This is a genomic window from Vibrio sp. Evd11, from assembly GCF_900382755.1.
Classification (GTDB): Bacteria; Pseudomonadota; Gammaproteobacteria; order Enterobacterales; family Vibrionaceae; genus Vibrio; species Vibrio lentus.
In genome coordinates this window covers 19,373-42,689 of record NZ_OSDX01000008.1, presented here as the reverse complement: position 1 = coordinate 42,689, position 23,317 = coordinate 19,373, and the positions used below count along the sequence as shown (strand labels likewise).

18 protein-coding genes and 1 pseudogene are annotated in these 23,317 nt (G+C 44.3%); 12 read left to right on the top strand and 7 right to left on the bottom strand.

The window, feature by feature from the left end:
- Window positions 1-10: 10 nt before the first annotated feature.
- From ED652_RS05185 to asnS, 3 genes are all read left to right on the top strand, one after another.
- The gene (locus ED652_RS05185; RefSeq protein WP_122053738.1) at window positions 11-2,335 is read left to right on the top strand and encodes an FdhF/YdeP family oxidoreductase; all 2,325 of its coding nucleotides are present in this window, start codon (window positions 11-13) and stop codon (window positions 2,333-2,335) included.
- A 315-nt stretch (window positions 2,336-2,650) separates the two neighbouring features.
- Window positions 2,651-4,276: a methyl-accepting chemotaxis protein gene (locus ED652_RS05180; protein ID WP_122053737.1), complete on the top strand. Its 1,626-nt coding sequence runs from the start codon at window positions 2,651-2,653 to the stop codon at window positions 4,274-4,276.
- Window positions 4,277-4,556: 280 nt separating this feature from the next.
- The gene (gene asnS / locus ED652_RS05175) at window positions 4,557-5,957 is read left to right on the top strand and encodes an asparagine--tRNA ligase (protein ID WP_065678729.1); all 1,401 of its coding nucleotides are present in this window, start codon (window positions 4,557-4,559) and stop codon (window positions 5,955-5,957) included.
- 134 nt (window positions 5,958-6,091) lie between these two features.
- On the opposite strand, the gene ED652_RS05170 is transcribed toward asnS, so the two are convergent.
- Entirely contained in the window at window positions 6,092-6,298 is a 207-nt protein-coding gene (locus ED652_RS05170) for a hypothetical protein (protein WP_004734707.1), read from the bottom strand.
- 191 nt (window positions 6,299-6,489) lie between these two features.
- Entirely contained in the window at window positions 6,490-7,893 is a 1,404-nt protein-coding gene (locus ED652_RS05165; protein WP_122053736.1) for a PLP-dependent aminotransferase family protein, read from the bottom strand.
- 220 nt (window positions 7,894-8,113) lie between these two features.
- Here ED652_RS05165 and ED652_RS05160 point away from each other — a divergent pair, with 220 nt between their 5' ends.
- From ED652_RS05160 to ED652_RS05150, 3 genes are all read left to right on the top strand, one after another.
- The gene (locus ED652_RS05160) at window positions 8,114-8,413 is read left to right on the top strand and encodes a hypothetical protein (RefSeq protein WP_122053735.1); all 300 of its coding nucleotides are present in this window, start codon (window positions 8,114-8,116) and stop codon (window positions 8,411-8,413) included.
- A 353-nt stretch (window positions 8,414-8,766) separates the two neighbouring features.
- Window positions 8,767-10,269, top strand: a complete 1,503-nt coding sequence (locus ED652_RS05155) for an HD-GYP domain-containing protein (protein ID WP_122053734.1) — start codon at window positions 8,767-8,769, stop codon at window positions 10,267-10,269.
- Between the two features lie 202 nt (window positions 10,270-10,471).
- On the top strand, window positions 10,472-11,662 hold the full coding sequence (locus ED652_RS05150; RefSeq protein ID WP_122053733.1) for an amino acid aminotransferase: 1,191 nt from the start codon (window positions 10,472-10,474) through the stop codon (window positions 11,660-11,662).
- Between the two features lie 163 nt (window positions 11,663-11,825).
- Here the strand turns inward: ED652_RS05150 and ED652_RS05145 are convergent, their stop codons facing one another.
- The gene (locus ED652_RS05145) at window positions 11,826-12,467 is read right to left on the bottom strand and encodes an outer membrane beta-barrel protein (RefSeq protein WP_122053732.1); all 642 of its coding nucleotides are present in this window, start codon (window positions 12,465-12,467) and stop codon (window positions 11,826-11,828) included.
- 150 nt (window positions 12,468-12,617) lie between these two features.
- Here ED652_RS05145 and ED652_RS05140 point away from each other — a divergent pair, with 150 nt between their 5' ends.
- On the top strand, window positions 12,618-14,507 hold the full coding sequence (locus ED652_RS05140) for a DUF294 nucleotidyltransferase-like domain-containing protein (RefSeq protein WP_102298875.1): 1,890 nt from the start codon (window positions 12,618-12,620) through the stop codon (window positions 14,505-14,507).
- Between the two features lie 5 nt (window positions 14,508-14,512).
- Entirely contained in the window at window positions 14,513-15,229 is a 717-nt protein-coding gene (locus ED652_RS05135) for a 3'-5' exonuclease (protein WP_122053731.1), read from the top strand.
- Between the two features lie 91 nt (window positions 15,230-15,320).
- Here the strand turns inward: ED652_RS05135 and ED652_RS05130 are convergent, their stop codons facing one another.
- Window positions 15,321-16,016: an MOSC domain-containing protein gene (locus ED652_RS05130; protein ID WP_122053730.1), complete on the bottom strand. Its 696-nt coding sequence runs from the start codon at window positions 16,014-16,016 to the stop codon at window positions 15,321-15,323.
- A gap of 55 nt (window positions 16,017-16,071) precedes the next feature.
- Window positions 16,072-16,314, bottom strand: a complete 243-nt coding sequence (locus ED652_RS05125) for a hypothetical protein (protein ID WP_102338777.1) — start codon at window positions 16,312-16,314, stop codon at window positions 16,072-16,074.
- A gap of 87 nt (window positions 16,315-16,401) precedes the next feature.
- Between ED652_RS05125 and ED652_RS05120 the strand changes: the two are divergent.
- Window positions 16,402-17,219, top strand: a pseudogene (locus ED652_RS05120) (helix-turn-helix domain-containing protein).
- A gap of 86 nt (window positions 17,220-17,305) precedes the next feature.
- On the opposite strand, the gene serC reads toward ED652_RS05120, so the two are convergent.
- Window positions 17,306-18,400, bottom strand: coding sequence for a 3-phosphoserine/phosphohydroxythreonine transaminase (serC, locus tag ED652_RS05115; protein ID WP_029226041.1), 1,095 nt, complete (start codon window positions 18,398-18,400; stop codon window positions 17,306-17,308).
- 162 nt (window positions 18,401-18,562) lie between these two features.
- Window positions 18,563-19,825 carry a DUF945 family protein gene (locus ED652_RS05110; protein WP_122053729.1) on the bottom strand — a complete coding sequence of 421 codons (1,263 nt, stop codon included), beginning with the start codon at window positions 19,823-19,825 and terminating at the stop codon, window positions 18,563-18,565.
- A gap of 183 nt (window positions 19,826-20,008) precedes the next feature.
- Between ED652_RS05110 and ED652_RS05105 the strand changes: the two genes are divergently transcribed.
- The 3 genes from ED652_RS05105 (at window position 20,009) to ED652_RS05095 (ending at window position 23,193) form a co-directional block, all read left to right on the top strand.
- Entirely contained in the window at window positions 20,009-21,952 is a 1,944-nt protein-coding gene (locus ED652_RS05105; protein ID WP_102541384.1) for an ATP-binding protein, read from the top strand.
- A complete protein-coding gene (locus tag ED652_RS05100) occupies window positions 21,945-22,442 on the top strand; it encodes a response regulator (RefSeq protein WP_102541385.1) in 498 nt (165 codons plus the stop codon). The genes ED652_RS05105 and ED652_RS05100 overlap by 8 nt, the downstream gene beginning before the upstream one ends.
- Window positions 22,443-22,650: 208 nt before the next feature.
- The gene (locus tag ED652_RS05095) at window positions 22,651-23,193 is read left to right on the top strand and encodes a hypothetical protein (RefSeq protein ID WP_017108221.1); all 543 of its coding nucleotides are present in this window, start codon (window positions 22,651-22,653) and stop codon (window positions 23,191-23,193) included.
- Window positions 23,194-23,317: the final 124 nt, after the last annotated feature.

Genomic DNA, 23,317 nt, shown 5'->3' with positions numbered 1-23,317 from the left:
GAGTGCAGTTGTGAGCCAAAAAGAACAGATAAAAAAATATAAAGGTCCTGCTGGTGGTTGGGGGGCGTTAAAAGCCGTCACTAAGAGTTGGTGGGGCAGCGAAAACGCCATCAAAAACATTCGAACAATGCTTAAAACGAATCAAAACGGTGGTTTTGATTGCCCGGGATGCGCATGGGGTGAATCCCCACAAGGCAGTAAAGTGAACTTCTGTGAGAACGGTGCAAAAGCCGTGAACTGGGAAGCCACAAATCGATTTGTGGATCCTGATTTTTTCGCTGAACACAGCGTAACGTCCTTGTCATCACAAACAGATTACTGGCTGGAATACCAAGGCCGAATAACCCATCCGATGAAGTACGACGCTGCATCCGACCACTACATTCCTATCGCGTGGGACGAAGCATTTTCGCTGGTCGCCAAGCATTTGAAGCAACTCGACTCACCACATCAAGCTGAATTTTACACCTCGGGTCGAGCCAGTAATGAAGCGGCGTTCTTATACCAACTCTTCGTCCGTGCGTTTGGAACAAATAATTTCCCAGACTGTTCAAACATGTGCCACGAAGCCAGTGCAATTGGCATGAAAGATACGGTAGGTGTAGGTAAAGGAACCGTGATTTTTGACGACTTTGAAAAAGCAGACGCGATCTTTGTGCTCGGGCAAAACCCAGGCACGAACCACCCCCGCATGCTTGAACCATTGCGTGAAGCGGTAAAACGCGGTGCGCAGGTGATCTGTTTCAATCCATTGAAAGAACGTGGACTTGAACGCTTCCAAAATCCTCAAGTTCCGGTTGAAATGTTAAGCAATGGTTCAAAGCCAACCAATACCGCTTATTTAAGACCTGCATTAGGTGGCGATATGGCGGTCTTTCGTGGAATGGCTAAATATTTGCTGCAATGGGAACGAGATGCGCTCGCAACCGAAGGAAAGGCCATATTTGATCGTCAATTCATCAGCGAACACACCACAGGTATTGAAGAATACTTAGCAGAAGTTGATGCGACGACATGGGAACATATCGCTGAACAATCGGGGTTAGCTTTAAGCGAAATAGAAATGGTCGCTGACATGTACCGTCGTTCAGAAAAAGTGATCATGTGTTGGGCTATGGGGCTAACACAACATCGTCATTCAGTACAAACCATCAAAGAAGTAGCCAATGTGCAATTGTTGCGCGGCAACGTCGGTAAGCCGGGTGCTGGGCTATCACCTGTTCGGGGACATAGTAATGTCCAAGGCGATCGTACGATGGGTATCGATGAAAAACCCTCAGACCAATTGCTTGATAGCATAGAACGCCGCTTTAACTTCAATGTCCCACGTGATGTAGGCCACAACACCATACAAGCGATTAAAGCGATGGAAGAAAAACGCTCTAAAGTCTTTATTGGTTTAGGTGGTAATTTTGCGCAAGCCACACCCGATACTCCTCGCACGCATCTGGCGATGAAAAATTGTGACCTAACCGTTCATATCTCAACCAAACTCAATCGCTCTCACCTTGTTACCGGTCAAGATGCCCTGATTCTGCCATGTTTGGGACGTACGGAAATCGATACACAAGCTAATGGGCCGCAAGGCATCACCGTCGAAGATACCTTCAGCATGGTTCACATCTCTTACGGACAGCTCGAACCTCGATCAGAGCATTTACGTTCTGAACCAGCCATTGTCGCGGGTATAGCCAATGCCACACTGGGCAGCCATCCAATCGATTGGAATTGGGTCATTCAAGATTATGGGCATATTCGAGATCTCATTGCAGATACGATTCCGGGCTTTACTGACTTCAATCAGAAACTGGAAAATCCGGGTGGGTTTCATTTAGTCAATCCGGCCGCAAATCGTCAGTGGAACACCCTCAGCGGCAAAGCGCAATTTGGTTCCAACGAACTGCCAAAACAACTGATTAATGAAGCGGTGTTGCAGGGTGATAATAAACCCGACCTGATCTTGCAAACCATGCGTTCCCATGACCAATACAACACCACGTTATATGGCTTGAATGATCGTTACCGAGGTGTCTTTGGTATGCGCGAAGTTTTGTTTATCAATGAAACTGATATATTGAAGCTCGGTTTTAACCCGGGTGACAAGGTCGATATGGTGTCGCTTTGGGAAGATGGTGTGACGAGAAAAGTGAAAGGGTTTACCTTGGTGGCTTATGACGTTCCACAGGGTCAGGCGGCGGCTTACTATCCTGAAACCAACCCTCTGGTTCCTTTAGACAGCTATGGTGAACGAACCTTTACCCCTACCTCGAAATTTATCGCCATCAGATTAGAGAAATCAATCTCTGACGCCATTCCCCTTTCAACCGTCAGCTAACTCTCAATAGACAACTGAAAGTAAAAATCCACCTGTTTTGGCTGGTGGATTTTAATATTGACGCTGGCCAGTATAAAGATAGCCCGCTGAACATGTTTATTTAAATCATCTACTTTTCTGTGCCTTTCATGCACTTTAAATTGGAAAGATAGACTCCCGTTCAAACCCTAAAGAACACGGTCACAAACTCGCTACATCACAGAAACATAACCACAACCGGAGTGTGGTCACACAATTCGTTATACCCCATAGGGAGTAGATGTTCTTCCCGTTAAAGTATGCGCGTCATTATAAATAATAAAAACCGACTACCCTATGCGCTCAACAATCACCGTCAAAATCCTAGTGGCTCTTGCCATCGTATTCACATTCCTGCTCGTAATATCGACGTATTTTCAATACTCACAACAAAAACAACTGGTTAACTCAGTATTGAGTGAACAACTTCATGATAAAGCCAGCAACTATTTCGATAGCCTCAATATGATGATGCTCACCGGCACGATGGCGCAAAAAGAAACGTTACGTCAAAAAGCATTAGCTCAAGAAGGGATTGAAAACGTACGAGTACTACGTGCTGATGCAGTCAGTAAGCTCTACGGGCCGGGTAACGAGAATCAGAAACCGGTTGATGATATTGATAAACGGGCACTGGCAGGTGAAACCATTATTGAGCCTTTCTCTGCCGAATGGGGTAAAGGCTTGGTTATCGCCCTACCGATGAAGTCGAGTGAAAACTACCGTGGAACCAATTGTGTCGCTTGCCATATGGCACCTGAAGGTGAAGTCCTTGGCGCAATACGCCTTGAATACAACCTAAACCATGTCAATTCATTGATTAACACTCAAACCATGGCCGCGATTGGCATTATGGCGGTGATTTCCTTCGTTGGTTTTGTACTGACGATGGGATTAATTCGTAAAATTATTGTTCGCCCTCTCCAGCAGACTTCAAACTTCATGACACAAGTCAGCAAAGATAAAAATCTATCCACTCGACTACCTGAACAAAGTAACGATGAAATAGGTACTTTAGCGAGTTCTATAAACTCTTTTATGGGGACGGTTTCAGACAGCTTAATCAAAGTACAAGACACCTCGCATAAGCTCAATGCTTCTGCCAATCAGTTGACCAGTGTTGCCCAAATCACAGAACAAGCCGCCAGCGATCAACAGAACGAAACCGCTGAAGTTCAACACAATGTGGAAGGGATACAAGCGCAACAAGTTAACGTAGAGCAAGCAACGTCAACAGCATCCGAGTTGATCAATCACACCGCCGATGTCGCGTGTAAGAGTGCCAATCAAGCACACGGTGCGAGCAGCGAAATTAAAAACTTGGTGACCAGTATTGAAGAGGTGAAACACAAAATACTCACGCTCAATGAACAAACGGGCGAAGTGTCCTCTATATTGAGTGTTATTCGTGGCATTGCTGAACAAACCAATTTATTGGCGCTCAATGCTGCGATCGAAGCGGCACGAGCAGGAGAGCAAGGTCGAGGTTTTGCTGTCGTTGCCGATGAAGTTCGCAACCTCGCCTCACGAACGGCTGAAGCTACGGGTAATATTGAATCGATCATTCGCCAATTCCAACAAGGCAGCGAGGAGTCTCTGACTTCTGCTGACCGTGTTTGTGCGCAAGCTCATCAAAGCTCAACAGATATTGATGCTCTGTCTCACGATATGAACGGAGTGGTCGAAGAGATGAAACAAGTGCTCGCTCATGCTCAAAATATTCAACAGCAAACACAATCCACAACACTCGCGACCAAAGATGTTCAACACAAAGTCGAAACCATTACTTCTCATGCCAATGATACCTCGCAGTCGGCAGGAGAAACACGCGGGATCAGTAACGATTTAGAAGAGCTGTCTGATCATCTCGAGTCACTGATTAATCAATTCACGCTCGCCAACACTGGAAACCGTAAAAATTAGTATTCAATTGAGACTAAAGAGACAATTTTTGGTGTGACAAAGTAGAAAATAGAGCAAAAAATCAGCCCTTATTGGCTTTTATCCTCGATAGACAAAATATTTCTTTCGCCGAGCAAGAATAAAGGTTGAAGCTGTCTGTATGACAGGTAATATGTTCAATCGATTTAAAAAGTTTATACAACTCAATGTTTCGGCTAATTATTGTTCAAATAACGGTTTATTTGCTGCAATGCTAGAGACTTTGAGTTGAATTTGTCCCTCAATGGAGAATGAAATCAACATGACTTACGCGCCTGTAACAGACGTACTTGGCGGCAAGCTAGCAGTAGACAGTGAAGTAACTGTTCGCGGCTGGATCCGTTCACGTCGTGATTCCAAAGCTGGAATCTCTTTCCTTGCCATTTATGACGGCTCTTGTTTCGACCCGATTCAGGCCGTGGTTCCTAATAATCTTAATAATTACGAAGACGAAGTATTAAAGCTAACTACTGGCTGCTCTGTTGAAGTAACAGGTAAGATTGTTGAGTCTCCTGCGAAAGGTCAAGACTTCGAACTAGCAGCAACTGACGTTAAAGTTGTAGGCTGGGTTGAAGACGCTGACACTTACCCAATGGCTAAGACACGTCACTCTATCGAATACCTTCGTGAGGTTGCTCACCTACGCCCACGTACAAACGTGATCGGCGCAGTAGCACGTGTACGTAACTGTTTATCTCAAGCGATTCACCGTTTCTACCACGAGCAAGGTTTCTTCTGGACTTCAGCTCCGCTTATCACTGCATCTGATGCAGAAGGCGCTGGTGAAATGTTCCGTGTATCTACGCTAGACATGGAAAACCTACCTCGCACTGACGAAGGCAAAGTTGACTTCAACGAAGATTTCTTCGGTAAAGAAACTTTCCTTACAGTATCTGGCCAACTTAATGCTGAAGCTTACGCTTGTGCACTAAGCAAGGTTTACACGTTCGGTCCTACGTTCCGTGCTGAAAACTCAAACACAAGCCGCCACCTAGCTGAGTTCTGGATGGTTGAGCCTGAAGTTGCGTTTGCAGACCTTGACGATGTAGCGAAACTGGCTGAAGACATGCTTAAGTACGTTTTCGCGGCTGTTCTTGAAGAGCGCCGCGACGATCTTGAGTTCTTCGCTTCTCGCATCGACAAGCAAGCAATCACTCGTCTAGAGCAATTCGTAGACGCTGATTTCGCACAAGTTGACTACACTGACGCAATCCAAATCCTACTAGATTCTGGTAAGAAATTTGAATTCGACGTTGAGTGGGGCATCGACATGTCTTCTGAGCATGAGCGTTACCTAGCTGAAGAGCACTTTAAAGCGCCTGTTATCGTTAAGAACTACCCGAAAGACATTAAAGCTTTCTACATGCGCTTAAACGACGACGGCAAAACAGTTGCAGCAATGGACGTACTTGCACCAGGCATCGGTGAAATCATCGGTGGTGCACAACGTGAAGAGCGACTAGACATTCTAGACGAGCGCATGATTGGTATGGGTATCGACCCTGAGCACATGAGCTGGTACCGCGACCTACGTAAATACGGCACAGTGCCTCACGCTGGCTTCGGTCTTGGCTTTGAGCGTCTAGTATCTTACGTAACAGGTATGGGCAACGTTCGTGACGTTATCCCGTTCCCACGTACACCACGCTCTGCGAACTTCTAATTCGAACCTTAGTCGAATTTAAAAGTTAAGAACAAATAAAAACCTCCGCATTTGCGGAGGTTTTTTTATATTCGGAATAAGATGAGGTGACGGATACTTCTACGTACCACCAGCTGAAACTAATGATTCAAAGGCTAGTCGACATCTTGGTCGATAGCGTATTTTATCGCGAGACCGCAGATTGCCATCATAACGAATGGGATTGCGGCAGTGGTGTATTCTGCCCAAGCCATATCAGCGAATGCTTTTGCCAGTAATACGTGGCCGAGGATTAACAGAAGTGCACACACAATAGCAACGATAATCAACTTAACTTCGTTACCCATAGTCATTTTCAACATAACGGTATCTCCAATATTTGGTCTATCGTTATTGAACCACAACTATCTGGTCAATTAGGCGTACAGTTACGCCGGAAACAATCCGTACAGTTGCAATCATTGTCTTTTTTATGAGTGACTTAAGGTTTTATGAACAACTTCGACTTTTACTCTCTCACAGTTAAATGAGATAAGCCGTTAGAGAATCTGTTTTAAGAGTGCATCAGTTGATGCGCGAGTTTGCCAAGTAGGATCAGCGCTTGCTCTTTCTCTGCTGTGAGTTCATAAGAGAAGTTCAATCGAATCGCGTTGTCTACTCTGCCCTGCTCACTAAATAAATCGCCAGATGCAACACTAATACCTTGAGCAATCGCTAATTGATGGAATTGTTGGCTATCGAAGTGAGGAGAGAAACGTACCCACACGAAGTAACCACCAGCAGGCTCTTCAATCTCGATAGATTGGGGGAAGTATTGCTTGATAGCGCTAATAAACTTTTCTTTCCTGACCAAGAGGTTTTTACGCAATTTACGAAGGTGATTATCGTAGCTTTCATGAGTGAGAAAGTGTGCGACCCCAAGCTGAACAGGAGCACTGCTCGATAAGGTAGAAAGAAGCTGAAGCTTTTGAATGGCATCATTAAAACGAGAACTCACTACCCAACCAACACGATAGCCAGGACATAAGCTCTTAGAGTAAGAGCCGCATAGCAACACTGAGTCTGTCTTATCAAAGGCTTTTAACGGTTTAGGTTTATACCCTTCGAAATAAAGGTCGCCGTAAACATCATCTTCGATAATATAAGTTTTGTATTGTTCAGTAATCTCTACAACGCGGCGCTTTACCTCTTCAGATAGGCTCGTTCCTGTTGGATTTTGAAAAGTCGTCATCAACCAGCACGCTTTCACGTCTTGGTTTTTTAGGGCATTTTCAAACTGTTCAATATTCAATCCATTGATTGGGCAAACATCGACTTCAATCGGGTTAAGCCCTAACCTTTCTACCGCCTGTAACGCGCCATAGAATGCAGGAGACTCTATCACAACGTAGTCACCCGGCTTGGTTACAGTTTGAAGGCTCAAGTTAAGTGCTTCCATTGCACCAGACGTAATCACGATGTCTTGATGATTTACCGTAATACCTTGCTGCAAATAGCGCTGAGCGATTTGTCTTCTAAGTGACTCACTGCCCGGTGGTAGATTATTGATGACACTGGCACCGGTCATTTTTCGTCCGGCACTCGCAAGATTTCGAGTTAAAGTCGGTAAAGGGAACAAGTCTGGGTCTGGAAAGGCAGAACCAAAAGGGATCACACCTTCGGCCGAGCTGGATTTTAAGAAATCAAACAAACGATCATTGATGGCTTTCTTTTCGCGAACTGGTGCTAATTGATGCTCAACCCCATCGACTTTAGGCGCAACAAAATACCCCGATTGAGGCTTAGCGATGATCCACCCTTCGCTTTCGAGCAATTGATAAGCCTGTAGAACAGTACTATTACTGACGTTGTAATTGCGACAACTCATGCGTACCGAAGGGATCTTCTCACCGGATCGCCACGTGTTGTTAGCGATCTGAGTTCGAATATCCTTTGCAAGCTCTTCATAACGCGCCATCTAATTGTACTACCTAGAGAAATTCTAATAAGCCGGAGATTTTATCACTAACGTTAATAACTATTGCTGCTATCCATATGAATGAGCCTAATTTCTATAATAGTGTGAATCAGTTCACAGATAACTTTGTAAGCTTTGCTAAGTTTGTAACCAAGGCGGGAGCCAAGTTCGTTCTACGCCTCTATAATTTGATGTAACCCAAAAAACATGCGAGATAACAATGAAAAAAATAGAAGCAGACCAGTTAAGTTATAAAGGAGAGTCAAACGGTGTTCATAGTTGGACAACACCAAGTGGCCAGCCATATTACTGGCACCCAGACTGGCTACATATTGCTGAAGATGCGACGGGCTCACATCCAAAGCAAAAAATCGATGTAGATCAAGACCAAGCACCAAACGAGAAACACGCGGTATCTGCTATCTTGAAGCACCTGAACCAATGGGCAGCAGACAAGCTTGCGTCTCACCCCGACATTGAAACCAGCTCTATTGAAGCTGAAATCAATCTGAAAAAGTAATTTGATTTAAAGTAAGTAGCGACCTCAATTACTCGCGACTTTGCTCAAATATATCGACTGAATAGCCTCGAACCTCATTGAGGCTATTCATGTATCTTCATAGTAACGCTGCAATAACCTCCATCCAGTTAACAAATCACTCACGCAATCCACTTTCTTGTATCAATCAACGAAAGCTATCGATAGAATTCTCGGTCTTATTCACATTGGCTATACATACAACTCGCAACCCCAAGCTCGTGAATCAATATCAGACTTACGTAAAACAAAAAGAGTTTCTTAAATCGGGCAAAAAACCTGAGAAACCGGTGTTAATTACGTGAACCTAAAAAGAACTGAACCAAGGCTTATCGATGGATACTTCAAACTATAATCAATCGCTAACTACCCAGTTATACGTTGTCGCTGGCGTGCTTTTTGGCACCTACGGCAGTCGGGTATGCCCTATGCTTGAAACCCTAACAACTTTGGAAATTTTCACTCAAGTCAGTATCGTTTTTGTCTTGGTTTGGCTAACTCGCCATTTCCTATTAGCGAAACACGCATTAGTTGAACAAGGTCGATTCGCACAGCTCGACACTTTGCTCTTTTTTGCTGCGAGTGTCCCTTTCGCGCTTTACTACAACCTAAGCTACGACTTCACCATCGATAGTAATTTGAAGGTGCTATTCGGTATGACCCTGTTTGGCTTCTTTACTGGAACCATTCTCCAACTGAACGCCAAGTTGACTCAAATGGATAAAATGGAAGCGTCTGGAGAGTTTGATTTTCAACTGATTGGCGAGCGAAGCTCTTTAGTTAAACAGATGATTGGTTTGGTCATCGTGCTTCTTATCACCCTTACCACAATGTTAACGATGGTTGCGGTCAAAGACACCTTCTGGTTAGAGAACAACCCAGAGCGACTATTGGATGGCTCTGGCAAGATCAGCGTGATCAAAGAGTTCATCTATTTGGCTGTAGTACTTGGCGGATACGCGATAACCATCATGGCGCTATGGAGCAGGCTCGTTAAGCGTATTCTCCTTAGCCAAGAGTGCGCATTAAATAAAGTAACCCTAGGTGAATCTGGCGTGCGTCTACCTATTTTCGGCTATAACGAGCTTGGCTCAATGGCATCAATGACCAATACCATGCTTGATAGCCTCGAAACAGCACAAAACGAAGTCAAAACTACCCGTGATGTTGCGATCGTAAGCTTGTCTGCGTTGGCAGAATCTCGAGACAATGAAACCGGTGCTCACATTCTGAGAACCCAAGAATACGTCAAGGTGCTCGCACAAGAGCTAAGCAAGTCTGAAGCACACGCGACGTTATTAACACCAAACTACATCGAGCTTCTCTACAAATCGGCTCCGCTGCATGATGTAGGTAAAGTCGGTGTTCCTGACAGTGTCCTACTGAAACCGGGCAAATTGACCGACGAAGAGTTTGAGATAATGAAAGGTCACCCGGCTATCGGTGCTGAAGCCTTGTCTATTGCAGAAAAACAATTAGGAAGTAGCTCTTTCTTAAGGGTTGCGAAAGAGATATCTCTGACTCACCACGAGAAATGGAACGGCAGCGGTTATCCAAACCAATTGGCCGGTGAAGATATTCCAATCTCGGGTCGTTTAATGGCTTTAGCGGATGTTTATGATGCATTGATTTCAAAACGTGTCTACAAGCCAGCCTTTACTCATGAGCAAGCCAAGCAAATCATTTTGGAAGGCAATGGTTCTCATTTTGATCCTCAAGTCGTACAAGCTTTCTTAGCCGTTGAGCATCAGTTTGTTAAGATCGCTGCCACCTATAAAGATAGAAAAAATGTAGTGAGTGAACTTGAGCGAGAAAGCTTCATTACACAGCCTGCATAATCCTTTCAAAAAGCACTAACTTCTTACACCCTATAGGTTAATCCGTAGGGTGTTTTGTTATCAAATACCCTCTTTAGTCAATTAATCTGATTGAAATGGATTTTTTTTGTTCTTTCTGTTCACTTCGTATTGTCTTAAAAATTCCATACAGGTATAACTACCCATAGATACTATCCCCTCTCAATTGACATGGATGAAGATTATGTTTGAAAAAGTGTTAGCAGCTCCCGCCGATCCTATTCTCGGCCTTACTGAAGAATTTAAAAAAGACTCTCGTGAAGAGAAAATTAACCTTGGTGTTGGCATCTACAAAAATGAAGATGGTCAAACGCCAGTACTTAAAACAGTAAAGAAAGCAGAAGCTGCACTTCTTGAAAACGAAAAAACCAAATCTTACTTAACGATTGAAGGTACCGCTGAATACGGTCTAGCGGTTCAGAAACTGCTTTTCGGTTCAGATGCAGAGATCGTAACATCTCAACGCGCTAAAACAGCACAAGCTCCAGGTGGTACAGGTGCACTTCGCGTAGCGGGTGAATTCATCAAGCGCCAACTGGGTGACGTGAAAATCTGGATCAGTAACCCAACTTGGGCTAACCATAACGGCGTTTTCGCTGCTGCCGGTATCGAAACAGCTCAATACAGCTACTACAACGCTGAAACAAAAGACAAAGACTTCGCAGGCATGGTTGCTGACCTAGAGAAAGCTTCTGAAGGCGATATCGTTCTTCTTCACGGCTGCTGTCATAACCCAACAGGTATCGACCCAACAACTGACGAGTGGGAAGTACTGGCTAAGCTAGTTGCTGAGAAGAAACTGCTACCTCTATTCGATTTTGCTTACCAAGGTTTTGCAAAAGGTGTTGAAGAAGACGCAGCTGGCCTACGTATTTTTGCTCAATACAACAAAGAAATTCTTGTTGCTAGCTCGTTCTCTAAGAACTTCGGCTTGTACAACGAGCGTGTGGGTGCATTCACTCTGGTTGCTGAATCTGCAGACGTAGCAACAACAGCATTCTCTCAAGTTAAGAGCATCATCCGCTCTATCTACTCTAACCCACCAGCGCACGGCAGTGCTGTCGTTACTCACATCCTTGGTGATGCTGATCTACGTGCTGAATGGGAAGCAGAAGTAGCTGAAATGCGCGACCGTATCCAAGAGATGCGTGAACTGTTTGTAACGACACTGAAATCTGAAGGTGTAGACGCAGACTTCACATTCATCGAGCGCCAAAACGGCATGTTCTCGTTCTCTGGTTTAAGCAAAGAGCAAGTAACTCGCCTGAAAGATGAATTCGCTATCTACATTGTTGGTTCTGGCCGTATCAGTGTTGCTGGCATGACTAAGTCAAACATGGGTCCTCTATGTAAAGGTCTTGCTGCGGTTCTTTAATCGTAAAACGAAACCTGTATTTGTAGGCCTATAGATATGCAAAAGCCAGCGACTAAGCTGGCTTTTTTGTGTCTGTCTTCTTTGTATATGAGCGGTTAAGACTAGTCTTTGCGTTATTAACGCTTAGTCTCTGCGTACTAACGCTTAGCCTCTGCGTTACTGGTTAGTACTCTAGAAAGAACTCTACACCTAGCTCGTTAGTGCGCTCACTGCGAATCTTACCTTCGCCATCTCTGTGCTGATAAGAGCCACCAATCGCAAACTTGTTGGTCACGAGATAACGTAAACCCACGTGGTAAATTTCTTCATCAAACAGGTCACTTCGGTTCACTTGCACACTGCCGTTAGCAATCCAACGTTTCGCAAAACCATAGTTGAGTTCAGCTTTGATCCCTTGAATAAACTCCGTGTCTGAAGATTCAGTTCGGTTAGTATCGTTATCTTCAACTTCACCCTTAGTTACACCAAGTAGATAGTAAGCTACCACATCTAGATCTTTCTTAATGCTGTAGCGGTAACCCACACCCGGCATTAGGGTATCAATTCGAGTTGTGGTGTCATGTGGGTGGATGAAGCGTGCGCTATAGTCTCCTAGCAACAACCAATCATCCGTCATGGCGTAACTGACACCTAATCCATACGACGAAGCGTTATTATTACCACCAGCGTCTTCATTCAAACTGCCCGAATGAGCAGTGGCGTATATATGGTCATAATCAAGAATATCCACAACGTCAGTGGCCGCCCACAAACTTGGAGAAAACATAAAAACTGCAGATACCAAACTAAGCTTCCACTTCGACATTCCTATCATCCTTCAACTGTCACTCCATTAATTGAAAGGTTAGTCTATCCATAAGACTTTAAAAAGGTTTTAGCTCACAGATTGATTTGTGACGGCAAAATATTATCAAATGTTGTACCATGAAATCATACAAACTAATGGATGATCATTATGGATGCTGAGTTATTAGAGATTCAAAACTTTCTGGCACAATACCCCCCTTTCACTGAACTCCCTGAGGAGATGTTGGTGAAAGTGACCAGTAGCGTGGAAATTTCTTATTACCGCCAAGATACGCCTATCATTCACTTTGGTGACCAGATTAATGATCTTTACATTGTTCGAAGCGGCGAAGTGGAAGTTTATCGTCGTAAAGGTGAGCTCTATAACCGTTTAGATGAAGGCCACTTATTCGGCCAAATGGGACTACTCACCAACAACAAAGTTCGCTTCCCTGTTAAGGCAACAGAAGACACCCTGCTCTACTGTATCCCTGAGCCTATTTTCCAAGAACTCTACGACAACTATGATTCATTCGCTGACTTTGTCGAAGTAGAAGATAACGCGCGACTGCGTCAGGCTAACTTAGACAGCAACGACGCCAACGATCTAACGACATCCAAGGTTAAAACACTGCTCACCAGTGAAGCTCCGATGATCGAGAAAACGCGTACGATTCAGCAAGCTGCCACCATGATGGCCGAAGATAACGTCTCTTCCCTACTGATTATCGACCCAGATATCGTTGAAGACGAAGAGGACGATTCGACACCCGTTATCGGTATTATTACCGATCGTGATTTATGTACGCGTGTACTTGCTGAAGGTCTCGATCCATCGGATGAAGTCTCTAGCGTAATGACACCAGAGGTTATCTCACTCGACCATAATGCCTATGTATACGAAGCTATGATGACCATGCTTCGCTACAACGTGCATCACCTACCAGTACTAAAAGATAAGAAGCCGATTGGTATTATCGAAGCGACCGATATCGTACGTTACGAGTCTCAGAACTCGCTGTTATTGGTAAGCAGCATCTTCCAGCAACAAAGTATCGAAGACCTGAAAGTGCTTTCCGAACAAGTGAAAGACAGCTTTGTACGTTTGGTTAATGAAGATGCCAATGCCCACATGGTGGGTACTGCAATGTCGGTAATCGGACGCAGCTTTAAACAACGTATTATCGAACTAGGTGAAGAGAAACTCGGTAAAGCGCCAATTCCGTATTGTTTCCTTGCTCTTGGTTCTATGGGACGTGACGAACAGTTGCTGGTCACAGACCAAGATAACGCCATCATTCTTGATGACACCTACGACGAGAAAAAGCACGGCAAGTACTTTGAAGAACTTTCAAAGTTCATTTGTGACGGCTTAGACCAGTGTGGTTATGTTTACTGTACTGGTGACATCATGGCGACAAACCCTACTTGGCGCATGACACGTCGACAATGGGAAGAGTGCTTTGCCGATTGGATTGATGATCCAAACCCGAAAGCACTGCTGAACGCCTCTATCTTCTTTGATTTAGATGGTGTGTATGGACGCTTGAAATGGGCTGAGCAATTGAATAGCTTTATTGTTCGACGTGCACGTAAGAACAATCGCTTCTTGGCGTGTCTTGCTCGTAACGCGCTCAACCGCACACCGCCTCTGGGCTTCTTCAAAGATTTCGTAATGGAGAAAGATGGCCGTCATAACAACTCAATCAACCTGAAACGTCGTGGCACCGCACCACTCGCAGACTTGATTCGTGTTCACTCTTTAGCGGTAGCTTCTCGTTCGAAAAACTCATTTGAACGTTTGGACGATATTATCGATGCCGGTATTTTGCCTAAAGGCAGAGCGCAGGATTTGAAAGACGCCATGGAGTTCATCTCTTTGGTTCGTATTCGTCACCAAGCGCACGATGTTGATAACAATATCGAGCCTGATAACAACATTGAACCAGAGAACTTATCTGACTTCGAACGACGCAATCTAAAGGACGCATTCCAAATTTTAAGTAATGCGCAAAACTTCCTTAAGTTCCGTTATCAAGCTAGCAATAAGTTTAAGTAGGGCTTATGAACAAACTATTCAGATCACCTGCGGTCGATTGGCCATTTAAGTTTGCTCAGAAACTCGAACGCGCGCGAGACGACCGCTTAAAGCACTTTTATAGCCAACCTCTTCCTGCGCCTGATACGCCACTTTCAGAAGTGACCTTCTTGGCTGTCGACTTTGAAACCACGGGGTTAAACCCAAACAAAGACGGCATCATTACCATTGGTTTAGTGCCCTTTACGCTCAATCGCATCTACTTGCGACAAGCCAAACACTGGACGCTAAGACCAAAACAGAAGTTGGAAGAAGAGTCTGTTGTGATTCATGGCATCACTCACAATGACATCATTGATGCGCCAGATCTTAGCGAAGTGCTAGGCGAGATCTTAGAATCAATGGCAGGACATATCCCAGTGGTTCACTATCGTCGTATCGAACGTGACTTCTTGGATAATGCATTGAAGGTGCGACTCGGTGAAGGGATTGAGTTTCCAGTCCTCGATACGCTCGAGATTGAATCTCAAATCCAGAACAAACTGGCTGGCGGCTTGTGGAATAAGCTAAAAGGTAAGAAGCCTGCTTCAGTGAGATTGGGGCAGAGCCGTCGTCGATATCACCTGCCCGACTACACGCCACACCACGCGCTAACCGATGCCATAGCGACCGCAGAGCTACTCCAAGCGCAGATCTCTCATCACTTTGACTCTGAGATGCCTTTGAAGAACTTCTGGCTCTAATTTCCAATTAAGACTGACGTTAAACTGAACGTATAAACATAAAGCCCACTAACTTCCATTAGTGGGCTTTATTGCTTTTTGTCATCAAGGCTTATGATGCTGCTGTAGGACCAACTAAACGCATCTCCCAATCTTCAACTTCGTCCGTTTCAAGACGTCGTGCAACGAGCGCCCCCCAAGATTCGACTAACGGAAGGTCAGCAATCTGACTTAACTCTTCTCTATCAAGGCTGCCCGTAAATACCGAGCCCATGATGCGAGCGAGCGACCAATCTGGGTAAGGTCTTTCACATAGGATAATCTCGTCACCTGCGCCAATTTCGCCTTCTTCCAAGACTCGGAAGTACCAGCCAGTTCGAAGTGTGTCTTGCAGTCTTCTTGCCATATCGTTTTGATCGAATCGTACATTGAGCTTCCAACAAGGCATGCGCCCCTGTGAGACTTCCAATAGAGTTGATCCAATACGAACCTTATCTTTCAAGCAAATGGATTGTTCTGTAATACCGATTGAGCTTAGGTTCTCGCCAAATGCGCCTGCAGATTGGAAGATGTCTTTGTCGCCCAGTTCTTGCTGCCAAACTGGGTAGTGCTCGCTCGGGTAGATATGAAGAGCTTTTTGAATGCCGCCATGAAAGCGAGGATCACCTTGTTCATCATTGGTAAAACCCAGCTCTGTGGCGTGCTGGCGCTCCGACAAAACCTGCTTATCAATGGCACTGTTTGCACCGTGCGCAAAAGTAACGGTTTTGCCAACCAATACACTATTTACTACGCCTAACTTCTTCATATCTCTTCCTTCTTACCTGAAACTTATTTGCTTTGTTATACAAGCTAAAGCCAACTTATTGCTCGCCCAGTGATTCAAATACTGGAATCGCCGCCAGTACTTCCATGGTGTGTTCTGTGCTTTTTAAGTAACGTGTTTCGCTGTCGGAAACCAATACATGACGCTGATAACCTTCAGTTTTCGGAAACTTAGTTAACACGGTTTCGAGCGATATTTCGCACTTGCTTTGGTTAATGCCTTCAATATCAACTTTGAATAGTAGTTGGTTTTCTTTCGATATTTCAACTTGATATCGCATACGCGTGCCCTCTCTACTTCATTCACTCTGCCGGGCATGATAGCCTAGTCCCACCACGTCAGAATAGGGACATAAAGACACTTAACCATGCCAGCCCGCCAAATAGATTCTCACTCCGGAATCATCACCTCAAATGAGATGATGGTCGCCAATCCTAATTCACCTGCGTTAGTGAAGACCATCGATATGCCCAAGGGCTACGTCGATGCAATGCACAAACATACGTGGCATCAAGTGATCTTCCCACTCAAAGGCCTATTGCAAACGAAAACCGAGCACTACCAACATCTTGTGCCCCATACTTCTGCTTTGTTTGTGCCTGCAGGGGTTCAACATGAGTCTATCGCATTGAGCCATACGACGTTTGTCGGTATTTACCTTAATCCAGCCTTTGGTATTAAGTATGAGCCTCAAGTACGAACCATTACCCTGACGCCGTTTTTGAATGAGTTATTGCAGGAAATTCGCAGACAGTGCGAAGGATTAGTGAGTGATGAAGAGGTATCGCGATTGCTCTCGGTATTGCACGACACGATCAGATCATGAAAGACAACGTTCAGACCTATCAATTGTTGCTACCCGAAGACCGACGATTGAAGCTTATCTTTGAAGCGCTGACAGAGGCACCAACGTTGGACTTTTCGTTGAAGGAATGGGGAGAGAAAGTCGGTGCATCAGAGCGAACCTTATCGCGCTTATTCTCAAAAGAGTTCAACACGTCATTTCAGTTATGGCGACAACAAATCCGCCTGATTTACTCGTTGTCTTTGTTGGATGAAGAGTTCTCAATCCAAAGTATTGCTTACCAAGTCGGTTATCAAAACGACTCGTCTTACATTAAAGCCTTCAAGGCGTCTTTTGATGTAACGCCACAACAGTTTCGTTTTAATGGTCGAAGAAGGTAATTAGGTCTCTATATTTTCACCTTCTATGGGAAAAAAAAAGAGGAGCCTTAGCTCCTCTTTTCATTGGTAAACATCGAACTCGCTTATTAAGCGTATTTCTCTTCGAAGTCTTTCATGAAGCTAACTAGCGCCTGAACGCCTTCCAGAGACATCGCATTGTAAAGTGAAGCTCTCATTCCACCCACCGCTCGGTGACCTTTTAACGATTTCAGACCAGCAGCATCAGCCAACTCTAAAAACTTAGCATCTAGCTCTGGTTTCGCTAATTGGAATGGCACATTCATTCTTGAACGGTTTGCTGTATGAACGTCGTTTTTGTAGAAAGCAGAACTATCAATCGCATTATATAGCAACGCCGCTTTCTCTTTGTTCACAAGCTCCATCGCTTCAACGCCACCTTGAGCTTTCAGCCACTTGAATACAAGGCCTGATAGGTACCAAGCGTACGTTGGTGGTGTATTGAACATTGAGTCTTTTTCAGCAAGTACTTTGTAGTTAAGAATGCTCGGCAACACGTCGTTTGCAAGTTCTAGTAGATCATCACGTACGATAGCAATGCAGATACCAGCAGGACCAATGTTCTTTTGAGCGCCCGCGTAGATAACACCGTACTGAGAGACATCAATCTGGCGAGATAAGATGTTAGATGACATGTCGGCAACGATAGGCTTATCGGTTTGAGGAAGCTCACTGATTTCGATGCCATCGATGGTTTCATTTGGACAAAAGTGCACGTATGCCGCTTCAGGGTCGATTTTCCAATCTTTAGCTGGAACAACAGCCGCTTTACCATCAATTGATGTCTTGGCATTGAATACATCGATTTCACAGTACTTACTTGCTTCAGTCACTGCACTTTCAGCCCAGTAACCCGCATCAATGTAAGTCGCTTTCGTCGCGTCACCAAGAAGGTTTAGAGGAACAGCAGCGAATTGAGCACGAGCCCCCCCCTGACAGAAAAGAACTTTATAGTTGTCTGGGATGTTCAGAAGATCACGTAGGTCTTGCTCAGACTCATCGGCAACTTGAATAAACTCTTTGCTGCGATGGCTGATTTCCATAACGGAAGTGCCTAAACCATTCCAATCAATGAAGTCCGCTTGTGCTTGTTTCATTACCGGTTTAGGCAGTGCCGCTGGGCCAGCACTAAAGTTGAATACGTTATCTAATGTAAGTTCCATGGGGATGATTGCTCCTGCTAAATAATAACTATGCAAGTAATACCATGTTTTACCCAACATAAAAACAACAAAAGAGGTCTTAAGACCTCTTTTGTTTCGTACCGTACAAAATGTTTAACTTAACCCGTTAGATCGCCCTATCAGTATTAAGCCCGACTCTTTTTATTGAACAAAAGCCGGCATAAGTAGTGCAATTAATGGAATTTCTTGTCCATTTTCAAACACTAGATTTCCATTCTTTAGGTCAGCCGTGATTTCATAACCACTTTCTGTTTGCTTGATCATTTCCATCACGATCAATTCGTCGATACCTTCACGGATGAATGGGTATTCTTCAACGAGCTCATTTGAGAAGCTAGATTGAACATTACCGGTTAATGCAGGAACAATCATTGAAGGGTTGCTGCTGATGTTTTCTGTGCCTTCCGGTACGCTCACCAACCATTTAGATTCAAACTGACCCTTACCTAGTTCTAGCGACATATTGTTCATTGAAAGGTCGAAGCCTTTAGCAAACAGTACGTCGATGAACGGAATGATCTCAGCCACGTCTTCTTGCGTCAAAACAGGATTCGCCTGGTAAATTTCAAAGATTTTCTCAAACGACTGACTGTCCAGTTTCGACATTTCAAAGTCGACATTTAGATTGTTCAACTGGCCTTCATTGGTCTCGATGTTTGCGACATCCAGCTTAAGACTGCTGCTCAAGCGTTTAGTCGCTTCATCTAGATGCGACTCAAAATCGTACTTAGAGTTTTCGATGGTCATGAATGGCTGCATAGCAGAATCTGAAATCAAAAAGCTATCAATAGTAAAGTTCTGTGTACCTAACCAGTAGCCTTTCGCTTGCTGGCCTGAACCAACACCTTTTAGGTTAGATAGAGTCACCTCTTCACCCGTTTCAAAATCAATTTGAACCGATGGGATAGAAAGCTCGTAATCAACCTGCCCTAATACAGTGGCATGGCCAGATAGATTCGACTTCGTGATAGATACCGAGGTACCATTTTCATCCGAACCTTGATGATTGAACTGGCTTAACTCGAAGTTGAAATCAGTGTTGCCGTTTAACTCAGTGCTGGTAGTCAGAGTAAGAGGCAGAATGTCAGTATTCTCAAACGTCGAAATCGCGTTTAAGCTAACCAAACCATGGCTAACCGCACTATTAATGACAAACTCACTAGGTAAGCCATCGAGCGCGAGTTGCTCTTTCAAGTTCTCATCCATCACAGTCACACGAGTGGTTACATTAGAAGAAAGGTAACCTCTATCATATTCCACGATCTCAGCTTGAATGCTTGAATTGTTAAGCTTTGCAACACCATCAGTAATCGCGTTCTGTCCAATTTGCCCAACCGCTAGCGGCCAACAAAGTGCCAATGAGATTGCTCCGCCGATTGCGCCAATTTTTCTTAACTGTTCCATGAGTTCTCTTTCTACACTAGTCTGTTTTTTTTAGTCTAACCCATCAGTAGCAAACAAGAAACATTGAGTTAAATCAGTCTATTGCTCGATACTTCAATTCCCTCAACAAATTAACGGCTAGCTCTCATCCTTACCAAGCGCTTCTTGGTAGGCTAGAAGCGTCGCTACTACTAAGGTTGAGCCGTGAATCAATACGCTGTTATTTGTTTGGACAATAATCCGGTTAGCATAGAAAGAATACGCTCCGAACTGGCTCCGCTGTCTTATGTATTCGACATTTATACTGCCGAGAACTTAGAAGACGCGCATCACGCATTAGAAGATATCCACGACAATCACCAAACCGTCGCCTTGGTGATCTCTCACCATCATTCTGAGTTCAATGGTGTGCAATTTCTGATTGAACTGGAACAACTGCCCCACAGTAATACCGCAAGAACGATATTGGTGAGCGCCTCATCAGATATCCAATCCATCCTAACCGCGGTGAACGAAGGTAGACTCAACCACTGCCTAACCAAACCGGTTCAAGATCAGGTTCTCTTCAAGTCTGCACAGAAAGAGCTGACTTCTTTTGTTATCGAGTACGACCCAGAAAACCTGCTGTCTTACAGTGATGCGTTGGATCAACAGCGTTTATTGAGAGCACACATCGAGCAAAAGATTCATTCGTTCCAATCTGGCTTCATTCATGATTACCACCAGCTTTCTGACAATGCCCTTGCTGAGCGTGTCGTCAGTGCTCTGCAGGATGTCTTTTCAAAAGACGACAAAACCAAGGCCATTCGTGATTATTCACCAGAGCATCTGCTGACGGTTGAGGGCGAAGATAATCGCTTTCTTTGGTTAATTATTGAAGGTGAAGCCGCTCTCTATAAAAAAGATGAACTGGGGCAACAACGCGAAGTTGTGCGTCACTCTAAGGGCAACATTGTCGGAGGGATGTCATTCGTGACGGGTGAACCTTCGTTCTCTACTGCGATCACCCTAACCCAGACACGAGTGATTAAGCTTGATAAAGATAGCTTTGCTCAGGTTATGCATTCCAACGATACCCTGCTGCCGCTATTTACTAACCTGCTGCTACGCCACTTCAATCGCCGTTTGCAACGCAGCATCACCAATAAGATCAAGCTGCAACAAACACTTGAATCGTTAGAGTCTGCACATCAACAATTGATTGAGAAAGAGAAGATGGCGATGTTGGGGCAGCTTGTAGCCGGTGTTGCTCATGAGTTGAACAACCCTATTGCAGCGATCTTACGAAGTATTGAAACCTTGTCTGAACATCTCGACCAGATACTCGAAAACTCATCACTCCCAGAATCGAATAAAGGAACTGAAGTATTGGCACACTCAAAGCTGGCTAAGCCTCTATCCACGGCACAAGAGAGACAGCTCGTTAAACACCTTACATCGACTATCGACGATCGTACGCTAGCCAAAAAAGCGGTGAGGCTAAACCTGAGTCAAGATTCTAAGGTTTTAGATACCTTAAAAGACTCCCCTATTGCGGGCAAAGAACTACTCAACGACTTAGAGCATTACCACTATGTAGGAAACTCTATTCGCTCGATTCAAGTGTGCAGTAAACGCATTGCCGATATGGTGAAAAGCCTAAAAAGCTACGCCCGAGAAGATGATGAAGTGCGTCACTACGCTGATATTCACGAAGGACTTGAAGACACCTTAGTGATCTTTGAAAACAGATTGAAGCATCACCAACTCGAAAAACACTATGACACCGATTTGCCACCTTTATTGTGCCAGTCGCTCGCGTTACAACAAGTGTGGACGAACCTTATCTCTAATGCACTGGATGCGCTTTCAGAGCGAGGAACAGTCTCTATCACCACCTCTCAACAAATAGAGGGAGACGACACTTTTTTAGTGGTGCAAATATCAGACACTGGCCACGGCATCGCCAAAGAAGACATCCACACCATTTTCAATCCAAACTTCACCACCAAAAAAGAAGGCAACTTTGGTTTAGGGATTGGGTTATCCATTTCTCAACAAATCGTTTCGGCTCATCAAGGGTTTATTTTGGTGGAGTCTGAGGTAGGCAGCCATACTCACATGCAAGTGTGGCTTCCGTTCAAACAAGAAGGAGCACCTCATGAATAAGTACCTAATTTTATGTGTCGATGATGAACCTGAAGTTCTCAACAGTGTCCTTCAAGACTTAGCGCCATTTGAAGAAAACTTTATTGTTGAAGGAGCCGAATCGGTCGATGAAGCTAAACAAGTGATTAAAGAAATGGGACAAGATGGTATTAAACTCGCCTTAATCTTGTGTGACCACATCATGCCTGACAAAACGGGTATCGATTTTCTCATCGATCTCAACCAACACGATTCAACGCAGCCAACACGCAAGTTGCTGCTCACCGGCCAAGCCGGACTTGAAGACACCGTAACCGCTATCAATAATGCTGCGCTTGATTTCTATATCTCTAAGCCTTGGCGAGGCGACCAACTCAGAGACACGATTACGAAACAGCTCACCGACTTTGTGATTGCCAATGACAAGCATTTATTAAACTGGACTTCTATTCTAGATACCGAACGCATCCTTACAGCGATGGCGAATAAACGGACTAGTTTTGGCGAATAACGCTTAATTTCAGCTGAATCGCCCGAAAACATGAGATCTCAGTTACAGAGTGATACATAATTTGTTCATTTTTTGGCTAATTGACAAATGATTCGCATTTTTATGGATTACTTTTCCGTGAGTTAGATTAAACTGTCTCAATGTTTATGGTTTGCCTGATTTTTCTCAAACCAAAGGAATTAACACTAATTAAAGGTTTACGGTCGTTATGCGCAAAATTCTACTTACTACCGCTATGCTATTGGCTTCTAGCCCAGCACTAGCTGTTGATGAACAACCACAAGTAATGAGTAACTTTAACTACGATTACTTTGAAGCACGTATCGGTGCTAGCCCAGTAACATTTGGTGGCGCGTTCAGTAAGTCAATTCACCCGAATGCTCACGCTATAGCACGTATCGATTCAGAATTTGAAGGCGATTACGACTCAGCTGTAGGTCTTGGTTTCCACGCTCCATTAAACAACTGGGCTGACCTAACTGGTGAAATGCTAGCGCGTATCGTTCAGCCTGAAAACTCAAGCTCTACTGATATCGGTATGGAAATCAACGTTGGTGTTCGCCAATGGCTTGGTCCACAACTAGAAGTGGGTGGTAAAGGTGGTTACGTTTCAATCGATGACAACGATGATTGGACAGGTTCTGTTTACGCTCGTTTCCACTCTACAGAGCTATTCTCTCTAGGTGCTGAAGCTCGTATCAACGACTTCTACGGTGACCAACTTATGTTCACTGCTCGTTTCAAGTACTAATACTTAGCGAGACAGCTCCCAATGAGCACTTAGTCTTTTAATACTTAATCTTTTAAGAAATGCGACTAAGACAAACAAAAAAACCGAGGACATTCCTCGGTTTTTATTTATTAATAGTAATCTT